Annotated in this window: 15 protein-coding genes; 3 read left to right on the forward strand and 12 right to left on the reverse strand. The window is 71.1% G+C overall.

Translation table 11 applies throughout. From position 1 onward, the window contains the following. The 5 genes from RUMESO_RS24645 to RUMESO_RS21185 form a co-directional block, all read right to left on the reverse strand. On the reverse strand, positions 1–169 hold a 169-nt coding region (locus RUMESO_RS24645; RefSeq protein ID WP_156363053.1), incomplete at its 3' end, for an SDR family NAD(P)-dependent oxidoreductase. A 12-nt stretch (positions 170–181) separates the two neighbouring features. Then, positions 182–1,000 carry an ABC transporter permease gene (locus RUMESO_RS21170; protein ID WP_037283454.1) on the reverse strand — a complete coding sequence of 273 codons (819 nt, stop codon included), beginning with the start codon at positions 998–1,000 and terminating at the stop codon, positions 182–184. A gap of 7 nt (positions 1,001–1,007) precedes the next feature. Next, on the reverse strand, positions 1,008–1,862 hold the full coding sequence (locus tag RUMESO_RS21175) for an ABC transporter permease (RefSeq protein WP_037283457.1): 855 nt from the start codon (positions 1,860–1,862) through the stop codon (positions 1,008–1,010). A gap of 4 nt (positions 1,863–1,866) precedes the next feature. After that, a complete protein-coding gene (locus tag RUMESO_RS21180; RefSeq protein ID WP_037283458.1) occupies positions 1,867–3,018 on the reverse strand; it encodes an ABC transporter substrate-binding protein in 1,152 nt (383 codons plus the stop codon). A 31-nt stretch (positions 3,019–3,049) separates the two neighbouring features. Beyond that, positions 3,050–4,138, reverse strand: a complete 1,089-nt coding sequence (locus RUMESO_RS21185; RefSeq protein WP_037283460.1) for an ABC transporter ATP-binding protein — start codon at positions 4,136–4,138, stop codon at positions 3,050–3,052. A 120-nt stretch (positions 4,139–4,258) separates the two neighbouring features. Between RUMESO_RS21185 and RUMESO_RS21190 the strand changes: the two genes are divergently transcribed. Next, complete coding sequence (locus RUMESO_RS21190) at positions 4,259–4,861, forward strand: hypothetical protein (RefSeq protein WP_245639371.1); 603 nt, start codon at positions 4,259–4,261, stop codon at positions 4,859–4,861. 20 nt (positions 4,862–4,881) lie between these two features. Next, complete coding sequence (locus RUMESO_RS27560; protein WP_245639372.1) at positions 4,882–5,055, forward strand: helix-turn-helix transcriptional regulator; 174 nt, start codon at positions 4,882–4,884, stop codon at positions 5,053–5,055. On the opposite strand, the gene RUMESO_RS21195 is transcribed toward RUMESO_RS27560, so the two are convergent. From RUMESO_RS21195 to RUMESO_RS21210, 4 genes are all read right to left on the reverse strand, one after another. Next, a complete protein-coding gene (locus RUMESO_RS21195) occupies positions 4,974–6,455 on the reverse strand; it encodes an aminotransferase class V-fold PLP-dependent enzyme (protein WP_211262952.1) in 1,482 nt (493 codons plus the stop codon). The genes RUMESO_RS27560 and RUMESO_RS21195 overlap by 82 nt on opposite strands. A 22-nt stretch (positions 6,456–6,477) precedes the next feature. Next, positions 6,478–7,218 (reverse strand): amino acid ABC transporter ATP-binding protein, encoded by a 741-nt coding sequence (locus RUMESO_RS21200; RefSeq protein WP_037283462.1) that lies wholly within the window; start codon positions 7,216–7,218, stop codon positions 6,478–6,480. Further along, a complete protein-coding gene (locus RUMESO_RS21205) occupies positions 7,218–7,889 on the reverse strand; it encodes an amino acid ABC transporter permease (protein WP_037283464.1) in 672 nt (223 codons plus the stop codon). Before RUMESO_RS21205 ends, RUMESO_RS21200 begins: the two co-directional genes overlap by 1 nt. 61 nt (positions 7,890–7,950) lie before the next feature. Continuing rightward, a complete protein-coding gene (locus tag RUMESO_RS21210) occupies positions 7,951–8,751 on the reverse strand; it encodes a transporter substrate-binding domain-containing protein (RefSeq protein WP_037283466.1) in 801 nt (266 codons plus the stop codon). Between the two features lie 129 nt (positions 8,752–8,880). Here RUMESO_RS21210 and RUMESO_RS21215 point away from each other — a divergent pair, with 129 nt between their 5' ends. Beyond that, positions 8,881–9,600 (forward strand): FadR/GntR family transcriptional regulator, encoded by a 720-nt coding sequence (locus RUMESO_RS21215; protein WP_211262953.1) that lies wholly within the window; start codon positions 8,881–8,883, stop codon positions 9,598–9,600. Positions 9,601–9,951: 351 nt separating this feature from the next. On the opposite strand, the gene RUMESO_RS21220 is transcribed toward RUMESO_RS21215, so the two are convergent. The 3 genes from RUMESO_RS21220 to RUMESO_RS21230 form a co-directional block, all read right to left on the reverse strand. Continuing rightward, entirely contained in the window at positions 9,952–13,074 is a 3,123-nt protein-coding gene (locus RUMESO_RS21220; RefSeq protein ID WP_051521580.1) for a PAS domain-containing hybrid sensor histidine kinase/response regulator, read from the reverse strand. A 37-nt stretch (positions 13,075–13,111) separates the two neighbouring features. Continuing rightward, positions 13,112–14,920 (reverse strand): sensor histidine kinase, encoded by a 1,809-nt coding sequence (locus RUMESO_RS21225; RefSeq protein ID WP_037283469.1) that lies wholly within the window; start codon positions 14,918–14,920, stop codon positions 13,112–13,114. A gap of 599 nt (positions 14,921–15,519) precedes the next feature. Then, on the reverse strand, positions 15,520–15,736 hold a 217-nt coding region (locus tag RUMESO_RS21230), incomplete at its 5' end, for a transposase (RefSeq protein ID WP_037283473.1).

Here is a 15,736-nt window from a genome sequence, read left to right on the forward strand (position 1 = left end):
CCCCCCGCCCGCCGCGCGCCGCGATCCCGGCCGCCACCGCCCCGGCCCGCGCGCCGTCGCGGTCGGTGACGACCACCGTCGCCCCCTCGGCCGCCATCGCCAGCGCCCCGGCCCGCCCGATCCCGGAGCCCGCCCCCGTCACCAAGGCCACCCGGTCCCGCAGAAGCATCATCGTCCCCCTTCAGCCGCGCGCCCGCGACGTCCCGCGCCGCAGCAGCAGTTGCGCCACGACCAGCAGCGTCAGCGACGCCGCGAGGACCATGGCGCCGATGGCGTTGATCTCGGGCGTGACGCCCCGCCGGATCGAGGAGAAGACGTAGATCGGCAGCGTCGTCTGCGGGCCCGCCACGAAGAAGGCGATGATGAAGTCGTCGAAGCTGAAGGTGAAGGCCAGCAGGAACCCGGCGAGGATGCCCGGGAAGATCTGCGGTAGCGTCACCTGCCGGAAGGTCCCCCAGGGCGTCGCGCCGAGGTCCGCCGAGGCCTCGACCAGCGACCGGTCCATCCCCGCCACCCGCGCCCGCACCAGCAGCACCACCAGCGCCAGCGCGAAGAGCCCATGCGCCGCGATCAGCGAGCCGTAGCCCAGCCCGAGCTGCGGCGGCGCCTCTCCCGGCCAGACGGCGGCCAGCACCGGGTTCACCCAGCCGAACACCGTCACCAGCGCGATCAGCGTGGCGATGCCGATGACGATCCCCGGCACCATCACCGCGACGTAGATCAGCGCGTCGAAGGCCGCCCGCAGCCGCGGCCTCGCCTGCGGCAGCACCAGCGCCGCCATGGTCCCGAACACCGTGGCCAGCGTCGCCGAGGCCAGCGCCACGGTCAGGCTCGTGCGGAAGGCGTCCACCACGAAGGGGTTCGACAGCGCCCGCCCGAACCACTGGACCGAGAAGCCCTGGAGCTGCGTCGCGCTCCGCCCGCCGTTGAAGGCGAAGACCGCGATGACCGCGATCGGGACATAGAGGAACAGGTAGACCGCCAGCGCGAAGAGCCTCATGCCGCCCTCACATCAGCGCCACGTCGTCGCGCCCGCCGCCCCAGCGGCGCATCAGGCGCATGTAGACGGTCACCGTCACCAGCATCACGACCACCAGCGCCATCGCCACCGCCGAGCCGAAGGCCCAGTTGCGCGACTGCAGGAACAGGTCCACCAGCGCGTTCCCCACGAAGAACACCTTGCCGCCGCCCAGCATGGCGGGGATCAGGAACTCGCCCATCAGCAGGATGAAGACGAGGAGGCACCCCGTCGCCACCCCCGGCAGCGACAGCGGCAGCGTGATCTGCCAAAAGCTCCGCCAGGGCGGCGCGCCGAGGTCGTCCGCCGCCTCCAGCAGCCGCTTGTCCAGCCGCTCGAGGCTCACGTAGATCGGAAAGACCATCAGCGGCAGGTAGCCGTAGACGATCCCCACCAGCACCGAGAAGGGCGTGTTGATGAGCATCGGCTGCCCGAGGCCCAGCCAGCCCAGCAGCTTGGGGATTCCCTGCCCGCCCAGCAGGAAGATCCAGGCATAGGTGCGGATCAGGATCGAGGTCCAGAAGGGCACGATCACCAGCACGAGCAGCACCGTCCGCCACCGCTCGCCCACCCGCATGGCGAGGACGTAGGCCAGCGGATAGGCGATCAGAAGGCAGGCCAGCGTGCCCAGCGGCGCGAGGACCAGCGTGTTGCGGAACGCCGCCCCGCGCGAGCCGAGGTTGAGGAAGTTCGCCAGCGTGAAGGCGGGGGCGTAGCCGCCGGCCGGCCCCCGCTCCCCGAAGCTGAAGACCAGCACGACGACCAGCGGCAGCACCAGCATGGCGAGGAGCCACAGCCCCGCCGGGGCGAGGAGGAGCGTCGCGCCGATCCGCCGCCGCGCCATTGTCTCAGGCCGACTTGAAGCGCGCCATCAGCTCGGCGCGGTTGGGGTCGGTCAGCGTCACGGCGGCCCCGAACTCCAGCGGCGCGAGCAGCTCGGCCGCCGGGTAGAGGATCGGATCGTTCAGCACCTCGGGCGGTAAGAGCGCGTTCACCCGCTTGTCGGCCACCGGATAGCCGTGGAACAGCGCCTCCCGCGCGTTCACCTGCGGGTCGAGCAGGAAGTTGATGAGCGCGTAGCCCGCCTCGCGGTGCGGCGCGTCCTTCGGGACCGCGTAGAAGTCCGACCAGATCTCCCCGCCCTCGCGGCCCAGCACGTAGGCGATCTCCGGGATGTCGCGGTGGAGCTGCGAGGCGTCCCCCGTCCAGCACATCGACATCCAGGCGTCGCCCGGCCGCATCGAGGGCTGGTAGTCCGAGGAGATGGCGAAGAGGTGCGGCTTGACCTCCAGGAGCAGCTTCTCGGCGTCCGCGAGCTCCTTCGGGTCCACCGAGTTGAACGAGTAGCCGAAGTATTTCAGGGCGTTGCCGATGGTGGTGAGCTGGTAGTCGTGCACCATGGTCCGGCCCGAGAAGTCCTCCTTGGTGCGGTCCCAGAAGTCCTTCCAGGTGGTCATCTGCCGGTCGCCGGCGTGGGTGGTGTTCACCGCGTAGCCGGTCGTCCCCCAGTTCTTCGACACGGCGTAGACCTTGCCGTCCACGGTCCCGGCCTCGGCGAAGCGCGGGTCGAAGGAGGCCGGGTCGTAGTTGGGGATCTTGGCGAGGTCGAGCGGCTCGATGATGTCCTCGGAGACGTAGGTGGTGATCGTGTAGTTGGTCGGCACGAACACGTCCCAGCCCGACCCGCCCGCCTGCAGCTTGGCCAGCATCTCCTCGTTGGAGCCGAAGACGCTCACGTCCACGTAGGCGCCGGTCGCCTGCGTGAAGGCGTCGAAGTCGGCGGGGTCGTGGTAGTTGGGCCAGGTGGCGATCGCCACGCGGTCGCCGATCCCCTCCTGCGCCCAGGCGCGGCGGGGACCCAGCCCCTGTCCCAGCGCCACCGTCGCCAGCCCGAGCCCCGTCACGCCCAGGAAGTGCCGGCGGGACACCGAGCCCTTTCGGTAGCGCCTCAGCTCCTCCATGAACCTCTGGCGCGAGATGTGGTCGTCGCGGTCCGTCATCGTCCTGCCCTCCCTGCGGGTTCGTCGTCGGTCAGTCGTCTCCCAGGATCAGCGCGGCGCCCTCGGGCCAGGCGGCAATGGCCTCGTCTCCGGGGGCGAAGCGGCCCTGCGCGGCCTCGGCCTGCCGGGGCACATGGGCGAGGAACTCGCCCAGATCCTCGTGCCGCACGAGGTATTCGGTGTGCTCGCCCAGGAAGATGCCGGTCAGCACCCGCACCGGCAGCCCCACGCCCTGCCCCGGCCGCAGGAGCGCCACCTGCTCGGGCCGGATGCTGGCGACGGCGGCCTGCCCCTCCGAGAAGGCCCGCCGCGGCCGTCCCGCGATGACCTGTCCGCCGGCCACCGCCAGCCGGGCCTCCGCGCCATCGGCCCCCTCGATGCGGCCGGGGAAGAAGTTGGACTTGCCCACGAAGTCCGCGACGTAGCGGTCCCGCGGCGCGTCGTAGAGGTCGCGCGGGCTCCCCACCTGCACGATCCGGCCGCCCCGCATGATGACGATGCGGTCCGACATCGACAGCGCCTCCTCCTGGTCGTGCGTGACCAGGACGAAGGTGATGCCGAGGCTCCGCTGCAGGCCCTGCAGCTCGATCTGCATGTCGCGGCGCAGCTTGCGGTCGAGAGCCGCCATCGGCTCGTCGAGGAGCAGGAGCTTCGGCTCGTTGACGATGGCGCGGGCCAGCGCCACGCGCTGCTGCTGCCCGCCCGACAGCTCCCAGATGCGCCGCCCGCCATAGCCCTCCAGCCGCACGGTCTCCAGCGCCCGGTCCACCGCGCGGGCGATCTCGGCGCCGGACGGGCGGGGCCGGCGCTGGCGCAGGCCATAGGCGATGTTGTCCGCCACGCCCATGTGCGGGAATAGCGCGTAGTGCTGGAAGACCATGTTCACCGGGCGGCGATGCGCCGGCAGGCCGTCGACCCGCTGCCCGTCCAGCAGCACCTCGCCCTCGCTCGGCTCCTCGAACCCCGCGAGCATCCGCAGCGCCGTGGTCTTGCCGCAGCCGGACGGACCCAGGAACGACAGGAACTCGCCCCGCCGGATCGCGAGGTCGAGCCCCTCGGCCGCGACCACCGCGCCGAAGCGCTTGGTCACGGCCCGGAACTCGGCGATCGGGGCGTCCATGTCCTGCAAGGGGCTTTGCTGCATGGGTGGCATATGCTTCATTCTGCCAGGAAGCCTAGGAACACGGTCGTTGCCTGTATATATCACAAAAGGCATAGATCCGGTCCGGGAAACGGCCTCGTGAGGAGCGCCGACCTGCTTCCCGGCATCGGCGGGGTCATCGGCGCCCTGGGCACGCCCGACTTCCCGGGCGCCCTGACCGGCCTCCTGCGCGCGGTCGCGCCCTACACCTACACGGTGGCCTTCGGCTACCGGGGCACGGCGCGGCCCATCGACCTGCACGACGACTTTCCCCGCGCCAAGCGCCAGGTCTTCGTCACCGACTACCAGGCCGGGCCCTACCTGCTCGACCCGTTCTTCCTCGCCGCGACCCGGCCGGTCCCGGCGGGGCTCTACCGGATGCGCGACCTCGCGCCCGACCGCTTCTACCAGGGCGAATACTTCCGCAACTACTACGTCCGCACCGGCCTCGCGGAGGAGATCGGCTACTTCGTGGACGTGCCTGGCGGCGCCACCGTCGTCCTCTCGCTCATGCGCGAGGAGAAGCCCTTCGGCGCCCACGAGATCCGCCGCCTCGACTCCCTGCGACCCGTGGTGGAGGCCTGCCTGCGCCGCCACTGGGGCGGCCTCGCCGCGCGGCTCATGGAGGCCCCCGAGCGAGGGAGGGACCCGACGGCAACCGGATCGAGCGCTCCTTCCAGACCTTCGGCTCCGGCCTCCTGACCCCCCGCGAGCGCGAGATCGTGGAGCACACGCTCAAGGGCCACTCGGCCGAAGCCATCGGCCGCCTCCTTGGCATCACCCCCGGGACGGTGCGCATCCACCGCCGCAACATCTACACCAAGCTCCGGATCGGCTCGCAGGGCGAGCTCTTCATGGCCTTCATCCGCACGCTGAGCGGTGGCCAGGCCGGTTGACGAGCCCCGGCCAACGCTGAGCGAACGTCAGTGAGGCCGCCTGCGCGCGGGCTCGGATCCGTCCTTTCACGCCAGCAACGTGGCCGGCCCACGCGGCCCGCGCCCGGACGTGCTCGTCCGTGCGAGATCAGGGCCATCCCGAGGGCCCGCGACGCCCAGGGCTCAGGTCGACGCCTGCAGGATGCGATCCAGCGCGTCGCAAAGCCGGTCCACCTCCTCGAGCGTGTTGTAATGGACCATCGACACGCGCAGCACGCCCCCTTGCCGTCCAGGCCGAGGTCCTCCACCAGGCGGCGCGAGTGGAAGTCGCCATGCCGGATCGCGATGCGGTGGTCGTCCATCGCGCGCGCGACCTCGCCCGAGTCCCGCCCGTCGAAGCGGAAGGCGACCGTGGGGATGCGGGCCGAGCCCTCGTTGCGGGCCTGGCCGACGATCCGGCAGTCGTTGCGGGAGCCGAGATAGGACAGGAGCCGCCCGACCAGCGCGTCCTCCTGCCGCGTGATCGCGCCATAGCCCGCCTCGATCCGGGACCGGGTGTCGCCCCCGGTGGCGGCGCCGAGGTCGGCCAGGTAGTCGCGGATCGCCAGCGTGGAGTAGGCGCATTCGTAGGAGGGATTCCCGGGCTCCAGCTTCCCGGGCACTTTGTCCCGCCCGTAGAAGTAGTGGTAGAGCGTGTCGAGCTCGAGCAGGTGCTCGTGCTTGCCGTACATCACGGCGTAGTGGGGCCCGTAGGTCTTGTAGAGGCTGAAGACGTAGTAGTCGACGTCCCAGGCGCGGACGTCGATGGCCCGGTGGGGGGCATAGGCGACGGCGTCCACGCAGAGCCGCGCGCCCGCCTCGTGGACGATGCGCGCGATCTCGGCGACCGGGTTCACCTGGCCCAGGATGTTCGAGACCTGCGTCACGCAGACGAGCCGGGTCCGGTCCGAGAGCATCGACCGCAGCATCTCCGGGTCGAGGCCCATGCGGTCGCGGTCGAGCGGCCAGAAGGTCACGTCGATCCCGAACTCGCGCAGGCCGACCCAGGGCCCGATGTTGGACTCGTGGTCGGCCATGGTGACGATGATCTCGTCGCCGGGCCGGAGCTGGCTGCGCATCGCCCGGGCGAGGTTCTGCAGCAGCACCGTCGTCGAGGGGCCGAAGACGATCTCCTCGGGCCGGGCGGCGTTGACGAGGACCTGCGCCGCCTCCCGCGCCTCGCGCAGGGCCTCGGCCGCGGCCTGCGACACGGCGTAGGTGCCGCCGATCTGGACGTTCCGCTCGAACAGGAACTCGGTCATGCGCTCGACGGCGCCCTTCAGGATCTGCGACCCGCCGGCGTTGTCGAACAGGGTCCAGCCCCGGTGAAGGCCGGGGAAGTGGCTGCGCACGCGGTCGAGGTCCAGCGCGATCTGGGTCATCGGGGTCTCCGGGGAAGGGGCGTCAGTGGTTCAGCACGGCGCCCAGGAAATTGCGGGTCCGCGCCTCGCGCGGGGTGTCGAATATCTGGGCGGGCGTGCCGATCTCGACGATGCGGCCCCCGTCCATGAAGATCACGCGGTCGGCCACCTGCCGGGCGAAGCCCATCTCGTGGGTGACGACGACCATGGTCACCCCCGACCCGGCGAGCGCCCGCATCACATCGAGCACCTCGCCCACCATCTCGGGGTCGAGGGCCGAGGTCGGCTCGTCGAAGAGCATCACCCGGGGCTCCATGGCCAGGGCGCGGGCGATGGCCACGCGCTGCTGCTGCCCCCCCGAGAGCTGGCCGGGGTATTTCTCCGCCTGCTCGGCGATGCCGACCCGGGCCAGGAGGTCGCGCGCCCGCCGCTCCGCCTGCCCGGGCGGGAGGCCGCGCACCCGCATGGGCGCCAGCATGACGTTCCGCAGCACGGTCAGGTGCGGGAAGAGGTTGAAGGACTGGAACACCATCCCGACCTCGGCGCGCACCTTCTGCAGGGCGGCCCCTCGCGCGACGGGCGTCCCGTCCACCACGAGGGTGCTGCCGGGCTCGAACTCCTCGAGCAGGTTGATGCAGCGGATCAGGGTGGACTTGCCGGACCCGGAGGGCCCGATGACGCAGACGACCTCGCCCTCGGCGATGTCGAGGTCGATGCCCTGGAGCGCGGTGTAGGCCCCGTACTTCTTGGAGAGCCCGCGGATGTGGATGAAGCCCCGGTCCATCAGCGGCTCGCCCGCCCGAAGCGGCGCTCGAGGCGCGACACCATGCTCACCATCGGCCAGAGCAGCGCGATGTAGATGATGGCGGCCCCGATGAGCGGGCTCGGGTTCGCGGCCACGGCCTGCGCCTGCGTGGCCTGCTTGAGCAGGTCCGGCATGGCCACGACCGAGGCGAGCGCGGTGTCCTTCAGGACGTTGATGCAGTTGTTGGTCAGCGGCGGGATCACGATGCGGATCGCCTGCGGCAGGATCACGTCGACCATCGTGTGGCGCGGCGACAGCCCCAGCGCGCCCGAGGCCTCGAACTGGCCCTTGGGGATCGCCTCGATCCCGGCGCGGAAGATCTCGGCCGTGTAGGCGGCCGAGACGAGGCTCAGGGCCGCGACCGACGACATGAACGGCGACAGCCTGATCCCCAGGAAGGGCAGCGCGTAGTAGATGACGATGAGGAGCACCAGGAGCGGGATGGACCGCATCACGTTGATGTAGACCCGCGCGAGGGCCCGGAGGACCGCCGGCGCGTAGAGCCGCACGAGCGCGAGCGCGAGCCCGGCCACGAGGCCCAGGACGATGCTGACGACGCCGATCTTGATCGTCACCCACAGGCCCCAGAGCAGCATGGGGTAGGTGCGGACGAGGACCGGGACGTTGAAGAAGGTGTCGAGGAGGTCCATCGGGGCTCTGCGCGGCCGTCGGAGCCGGGCGGGACGCGAGGCGCTCCGCCCGGACCGGGTCTCAGGGCGTCGGCATGTCCATGACCTGCACGGTCGAGGTGCCGTCCTCGGGCGCGGCTCCGAACCACTTCTCGTGCGTGGCGGCCAGGAAGCCCTCGTTCTTCAGGTCGGTGATGATGTCGTTGACCTGCGCGGCGAGCGGCGAGTCCTTGGCGAACATGATCGAGTACCGCTCGCCGGTCGGGATGCGCTCGGCCACCACGAAGTCGGGCTTGTCCTTGACGTAGTACTGCAGCGCCGGGATGTCCGAGATGTAGCCGTCGATGCCGCCGTTCCCGAGGTCGAGCATCGCGGGGGCCAGCCCCTCGAAGCGCCGGATCTCGCCGAAGCCGTACTCCGCCTCGTGCTCGGTGGCCCACATGTCGCCGGTCGATCCGGTGTCCACGCCGATCACCTTGCCGGACAGGTCGCTCAGGCCCCCGAGCCCGCTCGCCGCCGTGACGGTCAGCGACTGGTCGCTGTCGTAGTAGGGCTGGGCGAAGCTGACCTCCTCCAGGCGGGCGGGCGTGATGGTGATCGACGAGACCGCCATGTCGATGCGGCCCGACTGCACCGCCGAGAAGAGCCCGTTGAACGGGATGTTCTCGACCGAGACCTCGCGGCCGAGGCGCTTTCCGATCTCGTTCACGAGGTCGATCTCGAAGCCCACGAAGTTGCCCGACTCGTCCTGGAACTCCCAGGGGACGTTGCCGATGTTGGCCCCGACGGTGAGCGCCTGGGCCTGGGCCTGGTCCTGGCCCATCGTGCCCACCGCCAGCACGGCGCCGATCAAGCTCGACTTGAGGAAACCCCTCCGCAGCATGTCCGAGTCCTTTCCCTGTTGATCTTGTCTTGTTAGTATCCGACTGGTCTGACCGGTCAGGCCAGGGAACCATGCCACCGGTTCAAAAGCAAGTCGCGACATGGGCTCCCCCGGGCCCGGGAGGGAGTGTTGGAGAGGCAGACCAGACCCGCGGGCGACACCTGGCGGCCCGTGCCGCAGGTCGTGGCCCGGCGCCTCCAGGGCCTCATCACCCGGGGCGAATGGAAGCCCGGCCAGCAGATCCCGTCGCAGCGCGTCCTGTCCGAGCAGCTCGAGGTCAGCCGCGCCTCGCTGCGGGAGGCGCTGCAGACGCTGGAGACGCTCGGCCTGATCCGGTCCGAGCCCGGGCGCGGAACCTTCGTGACCTACGGGCAGGAGGTGGACCGGGGCCCGGAGCTGCGCTGGCGCTACGCGGACAGCTTCTCCCTGCTGGACGTCTTCCAGACCCGCATCATGCTGGAGTCGCAGATCGCGGCCTCCGCCGCGCTCGTGGCCGAGGGCGAGGCCGTCGAGGCCCTGGTCGCGGCGACCGACGAGATGCAGCGCGGCTGGGAGGCGGGCGACCTCGTGGCCAATGTCGAGGCCGACCTCCTGTTCCACCGGATCGTGGTCGGCCAATGCGGCAACCGCATGCTTCAGGTCCTCTACGACAACGTGGCCGGCCTGCTGACCGAGACCCAGCGACAGCCCATCCCGCGGACGCGGACCGAGCGGATGGCGGAGTCGCTGGCGGAGCACCGGGCGCTGATCGCGGCGTTCCGGGCCCGCGACCCGGAGGCCGCGCGGGCGGCGATGGCCGCGCATATCCGCAACACGGCCCTGTCCGCCGGCGTGGGTTTGGCGCCCTGAGCGAGGGGAGCATCGGGCGCCGCCGTGGCCGATGCCGGGCCCGCCGTCCGGGAGGCCTCTCGGAGCGGCCGGCCAGCGACCGGCGATGCGCGCCGGATGCTCCCGGGCGGCGGCCCCGAGGCCGCTCCCGCGCCCTGCCACGCGCGCCGAAGGGGCGCCGGGACCGCAAGCCGGCAGCCGATCCGACGCGTCTCCGGCCCCTGCGCGCCGGCAGAGGCCCTGGGGACGCGAACCGGCTCGTCCTCGGCAAGGAGGACCCGATTCGCCGGACCGTGGGCCCGCACTCCCGATGTGCCCCGGCCTCGAGCCGCCCTGTCGGGGTCCGCTCCGCCCGCGGGGCCGGACGCGCTCTCAGGCCCTTCCGACCTTGGAGGCCCTGGGACGCGCCCTCAGTTGGTTGTTGAGGCTCGCCTCGAGCTCCTCGATCTCGAAGGGCTTCCGCAGCACCAGGGAAGCGCCGCCCGCAGCGTTCACGATGGCCGTCGTGTCGGCGTATCCCGTGACGAAGATGATCGGCAGCTCGGGCCGGCTCCGATGGACGGCCTCAGCCACCTCGGCGCCGTTCATCCCCGGCATGGCGAAGTCGACGAGGAGGAGGTCCGGCTCCTGCTCCAGGGCCGCGAGGCCGTCGCGCCCGTTGCTGGCCTCGAGGACGCGGTGGCCCAGGGCCTCGACGGTGGCCACGATGGACCGCCGCACGGCATCGTCGTCGTCGATGACCAGGATGGTGGCTTCCGGGGCGCCCCGCGGCTCCCCGGTCGCCGGCCCGGCCGTCGGTTCGTCCGCCGCGGCCCGTTCGGCGCGGCGCAGGATCACGCAGACCGTCGTGCCCTCCCCCACGCGGCTGTCGAGCCGCACGGTGCCCCCGGACTGCCGGGCCATGGCATAGACCTGGCTCAGGCCCAGGCCCGTTCCCTTGCCCTGTCCCTTGGTCGTGAAGAAGGGCTCGAAGGCCCGTCGCGCCACCTCGGGCGACATGCCGACCCCCGTGTCCGTGACGCAGACGAGCACGTAGTCCCCGGGCGGGAGCTCCGGGTCGTCCTCCTTGTGCTCGGCCGCCGCGCGAAAGGTCACCGCGCCGCCGTCGGGCATGGCGTCCCGCGCGTTGATGGCCAGGTTCAGGATCGCCATCTCGAGCTGCGTCGGATCGACGAGGGCGCTCAGGGTGGGGTCCTCGACCTCGACCGAGACGACGGCGAGCGGCCCCAGGCTTCGCTGGAGCAGGTCCCGCATGCGCTCCAGGGCCCTCGCGATCGGGACCGGCCTGATCGCGAGCTGCTGGGAGCGCGCGAAGGCCAGGAGCTGGGCGGTGAGGTTGCCGCCCCGGCGCGTGGCCTCGATGCCCTGCTCGGCCAGGAGCCGGACCCGCTCGGGGTCGTCGGGGCGCTTGCGGATCAGCGCCAGGCTCCCCTGCACGGCCTGAAGGAGGTTGTTGAAGTCGTGGGCGATGCCGCCGGTGAGCTGGCCCAGGGCCTCCATCTTCTGGCTCTGGCGCAGGATCTCCTCGCGCTCGATCTCCTGGGTGATGTCGCGGCCCACGACGTAGAACAGGTCGCCCTCGGCCACGCCCGCCCAGGACAGCCAGACCACCCGGCCGTCGGAGGCGACCATCCGGTTCAGGTACTTCTGCACCAGGGCTCCCTCGCGCAGCCGACCGACCGCCTCCGCGAGCGTGCCATGGTCGCCCGGATGCACGAACTCGATGAAGGGACGCGCAAGGATCTCCTCGTCGGGCAGCCCCAGGAGGCGGCTCCAGGCCGGGTTGATCGAGCGGAGGAACCCGTCGAAGCCCCCCACGGCGAAGAGGTCGCTCGAGAGCGCGAAGAAGCGGTCGAGCTCGCGCCGGCGCTCCTCGACCTCGCTCTCGAGGGCCTCGGCCCTGGAGCGCAAGGCCTCGGCCCGGCGATACTCCTCGGTGACGTCGATCTCGATGCCGACGAGACGCGTGATCGTCCCTTCGGCGTCGCGGACCGCGGTCTGGTGCGAGCGTATCCACCGCGTCCCCCGGGACCCGAGGACCACGCGGTAGTCCAGGTCGTGGGTGCCCCCTTCGCGGCGGACGAACTCGGTCTGGTCGATGACCGCGGCAAGGTCGTCGGGATGGATGAGCGCCTTCCATCTCTCCACCAGGTCGGGGATCGGCGTGGCGAGGTCGATCCCGAAGAGAAGGTACTCCTCCCGCGACCACACGGTGCGGTCGGTGGCCAGGTTCCATTCCCACACGCCGGCCTTGGCGGCCGCGCTCGCAAGCTGAAGGCGCGCCTCGCTCGCCCGCAGGTCGTCGTCGAAGCGCCGGCGCTCGGTCTCGTCGGTCAGCACGCCGATGGCGCGAAGCGGTCGCCTCTCGGCATCGAAGACGACGTCGCAGCGCAGCCGGAGCCACCGCTGCGACCCGTCGGGATGACGATAGCGGAAGCCGTTCTCGAACGAGCTCGCGCCCCTTGCCAGGGCGGCCCGGGTCTCCGCCTGCACCCGCTCCTGCTCGCCGGGGGCGTAGCGGGCGCGGACGGCGTCGAGGTCGAGCGGCTCGTCCTCCGGGAAGCCCAGGAGCCGGTTGAGCTCCGGCGAGTGCGCGACCCTGTCCTGCGCGACGTCGAGATCCCAGACCACCATCCGGCCCGCCTCGATGGCCAGGCGCAGGCGCAGCGCGGTCTCGCGCTCGGCGTCCTCGAGCCTGCGCCGGGCGGTGATGTCCTGGATCGTGCCGAGGTAGCGGACGGCCATGGAGCCGCCCGGACCCGCTCCGAAGATCGGCTCGCCGCCCGCCTGCAGCCAGCGGATCGTGCCGTCCGGCAGGAGGAGCCGGTACTCGTAGCTCTCCCTGGCCCGGGTCTCGGGGTTCATCGCGGCCCGCGAGAGCTCCCGGACCCGGGCCCGATCCTCGGGATGGATGCGCTCGAAGATGAGCTCCGACGTGACGTCCTGGTCCTCGGCGAAGCCGTAGATCGCCCTCGCCTGGGCGGAATAGGTCATCCTCTGGGCCTGGACGTCCCAGTCCCATATGCCGATCTGGCCCGCGTCCGTGGCGAGCTTGAGCCGGGCCCGCTCCTCCTGGATCTCCAGGTTCGCCGCGGATTCCCTGGTGATGTCCTCCTGGACGCAGAGCCAGAAGCGATCGCCCTCGATCTCGACGGCGCTGATGCGGGCGCGGGTGGTGAAGCCGGCTCCATCCTTGCGGCGGTTGCACCACTCGCCCTGCCAGGCGCCCGACCGCCCCAGCTCGGCGATGACCTCCGCGACGATGCGCTCGTTCTCCGCGGGCGGGTAGGCGTTCTGGACGGCGACGTGCTGGCCCCGGAGCTCGCCCGGGCCATAGCCGAACATCGCGTCCTCGGCGGGGTTGGTGTAGACGATCGTCCCGTCCTCGCGCGACAGGCTCACCCCCTCGGTCATGCGGTCGAGGAGGACGCGCGTGAGGCTGCCGGGGTTCGCGAGATCGCCGAGCGTCGGCAGGGCGACCGGAGGCTGACTCATGACGGGACCCGCCTGACAGAGGACCTACCCGCCTAAGCTAGTTCTGTCGGGCGAACGCTTCCATTCCCGGCGCGGGCGATCTGGCCGGCGCCGCCGGGCTCCCGAGATCGGGACGCGCGGGAAACAGGACCACGAACCGCGTGCCGGGTGGTCCCTCGATGCTCAGCGTGCCCCCGAGCTGGCGGAGGAAGCCCTCCAGAAGCCGCATCCCGACCCCGGTCGAGGGGCCCCGGTCCCCGATCGGCGGGAGCCCCGTCCCGTCGTCCTCCACCGTGAGCCGGAACGATGAGGCGTCGAGGCGCCCGAGCCCGACCCGGACCGTCCCCCGGTCGCGCCTTCGGAAGGCGTGCTTCGTGGCGTTGAGGACGAGCTCGGTCACGAGGAGGCCCAGGGCCACGCCCTGCCCCGGCGAGAGGGTCAGGCCGTCCTCCGCCTCGACCTCGATCCGAACGGCGTCGCTGGCCGCGAAGGCCGTGCCGAGCTCCCGCGCGAGGCCGCGCAGGTAGCTGCCCGCGTCGAGGTCGCTCATGTCGTCCCGGGTGATCCGGAAGAGCTGCCGATGGACCAGCGACATGGACCGCAGCCGCTCCTGGGCCTCGGCGATGACCTGGCGGGCGGCGGGGTCGGTGACGCGGCGGGTCTGCAGAGCGAAGAGGCTCTCCATGAGCTGGAAGCTGTTCATGACCCGATGGCTCATCTCGCGCGCGAGGAGCTCGTTGCGCTCGGCCAGGCGGTCCTTCTCGGCGACCGTGGCCCGGAGTTCCGTCTCCGCCCTGTCGCGCTCGGAGCGGCTTGCGTTCAGCTCGTCCATGTAGCTGTCGAACTCGGCGCCCAGGGCCTCGATGTCGCCGTCCCGCGGGCGCATGCCGGTCCGCGCGGCCTCGTTGCCGGCCCGCCGCGCCGCGAGCGCGGCGGCGATGCGCGCCACGGGACCCCGCACCAGCCGCTCCCCCAGGAGCCAGGACAGCATCCCGGCCAGGATCGCGGCGGCCAGCACGAGGACCAGCGTCCGCCGGGTCGCCGCATCGATGGGCCCGAACGCCTCGTCCCGGGCGATCCCGGCGCTGACGTAGAGGCCGGATTGGCTGGCCCCGACGGGGACGTAGCCCAGGATCCGCCGCGTGCCGTCTTGGCTCGTCACCTCGAGGGCGCCGGGCTCCTCGGCATGGACGAGGGGCTGGAACGCGTCCGGGATCGCGGTGCCCACGAAGCGCTCGGGAAAGGGTTCCCGCGCGACGATGACGCCGTTCCGGTCGGCGATCGTCAGCGAGCCGTTCCTGGCGAGCTGCCGCTCCCGCAGGGTCGAGCCCAGCCAGCCGAGGTCCATGGCCGTGATGACGACGCCGAGGGGCCGGCCCCCGTCGTCGCGGATCGCGAGGGCGAACGGCAGCACCTGGGCCCCCGTGACCCGGCTGACCGTGTACTCCCCCACGACCATTTCGCCGCTCCTGGCCAGCGCCTCGGCGAAGTAGGGGCGGTCGGAGAAGTCCATGCCCCGGACCGACGGATCGGACGCGCAGACGGCGAGGCCGCCCAGGTCCAGGACGGCCAGCCGCGTGAACTGCGGCAGGTCGGGCTTGAGGCGCATGAGGTAGTCCGCGCAGCCCTCGGCATCGAACCTCCGAACGGGAGAGGCCGCGGCGACGGTGTGGAGGATGCCGTCCGCCCCCGAGGCGAGGCGCTCCATCTCCAGCGCGGCCTGCTCGGCCATCGCGCGTGCCAGCGAGCGCATCTCGGCCCAGCGGCTCTCCCGCAGGGCCACTTCGTTATAGCCGAGCGCCACCAGGATGGGGACGAGCGCGGCCAAGGTGATCGCAGCCACGCGTTGAGCGAGGGACAAGTGCATTATCGGTCCATCCAGGAAGTCCCCTCGCCGGTCGGGTGGCGAGACCGGCTACGCGGCCACGCTAGCACAGGCGATGCCGGCCTGCAGCAGACCATGGATCGCATGGGCCGAGTCCCGGCGGGGATCAGGGGCCGCAGGACACCGGTCGCCACCCTTGCCCATGCCGGCAGAGCCTCCACGACCTCCGCCGCATCCCCGTCGGCGACGCCGGACGCCGCGCCCGCCCGTCAGCGCCATGACGGCTCGCCCACCCTGGCCGCCGAGACGGCCCTCACTTCCCGGTGGCATTGGGCGGACAGCACCGGACCACGGGGCTCCAGGACCACATAGGTTCAAGGGCTTCGTCGATCTTCGGCAAAGTAAGGAGAGTGGTGCCAGGAGAGGACCCAAATCTAGCACATAAATCACTGCAAATATGATACAATCCATGTGGGCAATCTAAGAAGGCCCCCAGAAAGGCCCCCAAACTATCTTGTGGTCCTCTGGCAGGCCACTAGTTAGCTGTGCAAACTGATCCCTTTCCGCGTAATCCGCGATATGACCTTGGGTCACGTCCGTCAATGAGGTGGAGATTTCGGGTGTAGCTGGGGTGGCCATGGTCACGCGGCTTCAGTGGAGATGAGGGTAGGGTTCTCGGTCGGCGGGACATCGAGCTCGGCCATGGCCTCGACCTGCATGTAGCGGTGCTGGAGCTGCCACTCGTCGTTCTGCTCGAGGAGCACAGCGCCGATGAGCCGGATGATGCTTTCTTCGTTCGGGAAGATGCCGACGACGTCAGCCCTTCGTTTTACCTCCTTGTTCAGGCGCTCGAGCGGG

It is taken from the genome of Rubellimicrobium mesophilum DSM 19309 (assembly GCF_000600335.2).
GTDB classification, from domain to species: Bacteria; Pseudomonadota; Alphaproteobacteria; order Rhodobacterales; family Rhodobacteraceae; genus Rubellimicrobium; species Rubellimicrobium mesophilum.

Coding starts and splice junctions, on each gene's coding strand:
- RUMESO_RS21170 (WP_037283454.1), bottom strand. CDS start 1,000: ATGAGGCTCTTCGCGCTGGCGGTCTACCTGTTCCTCTATGTCCCGATC.
- RUMESO_RS21175 (WP_037283457.1), bottom strand. CDS start 1,862: ATGGCGCGGCGGCGGATCGGCGCGACGCTCCTCCTCGCCCCGGCGGGG.
- RUMESO_RS21180 (WP_037283458.1), bottom strand. CDS start 3,018: ATGACGGACCGCGACGACCACATCTCGCGCCAGAGGTTCATGGAGGAG.
- RUMESO_RS21185 (WP_037283460.1), bottom strand. CDS start 4,138: ATGGACGCCCCGATCGCCGAGTTCCGGGCCGTGACCAAGCGCTTCGGC.
- RUMESO_RS21195 (WP_211262952.1), bottom strand. CDS start 6,455: ATGACCCAGATCGCGCTGGACCTCGACCGCGTGCGCAGCCACTTCCCC.
- RUMESO_RS21200 (WP_037283462.1), bottom strand. CDS start 7,218: ATGGACCGGGGCTTCATCCACATCCGCGGGCTCTCCAAGAAGTACGGG.
- RUMESO_RS21205 (WP_037283464.1), bottom strand. CDS start 7,889: ATGGACCTCCTCGACACCTTCTTCAACGTCCCGGTCCTCGTCCGCACC.
- RUMESO_RS21210 (WP_037283466.1), bottom strand. CDS start 8,751: ATGCTGCGGAGGGGTTTCCTCAAGTCGAGCTTGATCGGCGCCGTGCTG.
- RUMESO_RS21220 (WP_051521580.1), bottom strand. CDS start 13,074: ATGAGTCAGCCTCCGGTCGCCCTGCCGACGCTCGGCGATCTCGCGAAC.
- RUMESO_RS21225 (WP_037283469.1), bottom strand. CDS start 14,920: ATGCACTTGTCCCTCGCTCAACGCGTGGCTGCGATCACCTTGGCCGCG.